Source organism: Streptomyces tricolor (assembly GCF_002155905.1).
Classification (GTDB): Bacteria; Actinomycetota; Actinomycetes; order Streptomycetales; family Streptomycetaceae; genus Streptomyces; species Streptomyces tricolor.
Genome location: NZ_MUMF01001106.1, coordinates 1 through 818, shown reverse-complemented (window position 1 = coordinate 818; position 818 = coordinate 1). Strand labels below are relative to the sequence as shown.

The window sequence follows — 818 nt, the reverse complement described above, 5'->3', positions numbered from 1 at the left end:
CGGTCGGGGGCGAGGCCGTGGTGGGAGACGAGCCGGCGCACCGCCCAGTCGCTGGTGGCGATCACCGCACCCGCCGCCCGCAGCACCGCCCGCTCGCGGCCGTCCAGGTCGGCGGCGACGGCCGGGTCCAGGCCGGTCTCGTCACCGAGCGGCAGGTGGACGAGGACCGCGAGCCGCAGGCGTCCGGCCTCGGGGACCACGATCTCCGGCACACCGCAGGCCACCAGCCCGTCGAGGAGGACGACCGTGTCGTCCGGCAGGTCCCGCAGGACGCGGGCGAGAGCCTCGCGGGCGGCGCCGTCCGGACGCGGCCAGGCGCCGGGCACGGCGTGCCGGGTGACCTGCCAGCCGAAGCCGGGCAGGTCCAGGCAGACCCGGCGGTCGTAGGCGTTGCCGCCGCTCGGCGCGGCCGGGTCGTCCACGCCGCCCGGCATCACGAAGTGCACACTGCGCAGGGACATGGGGACGATTCCGGCGTTCTCGGCGGTGGCGGACTGCGCGGGCACGTACGCGAGGCGCGCCCGTCGCACGGTCAGGTCGGTCACAGGTCACGCTCGTAACTCGCCCAGGCGATGTGCGACTCGTGCAGGGTGACCGTGATCCCCGCCAGGCCCTTGGCGCCCTCCCCCAGCCCGCCCTTCCCGATCCGCTCGGCGAGCCGGTCGGCGATGACCTTGGCGAGGAACTCGGTGGACGTGTTGACGCCCTTGAAGTCGGGCTCGTCGTCCAGGTTGCGGTAGTTCAGTTCGGCGACGACCGCGCGCAGTTCCTGCGTGGCCAGGCCGATGTCGACCACGATGTTGTCCTCGTCCAGCTCC

General features: G+C 74.2%; 1 protein-coding gene and 1 pseudogene. Both read right to left on the bottom strand.

Annotated elements, in window-relative coordinates:
* Nucleotides 1-545: pseudogene (locus CCN44_RS43005) on the bottom strand (glycosyltransferase family 1 protein); the annotation flags it as partial.
* Nucleotides 542-818 (bottom strand): 6-pyruvoyl trahydropterin synthase family protein (locus tag CCN44_RS43000; protein WP_107502200.1); only part of this gene is annotated, 277 nt, incomplete at its 5' end. The gene CCN44_RS43000 and the pseudogene CCN44_RS43005, both read right to left, overlap by 4 nt.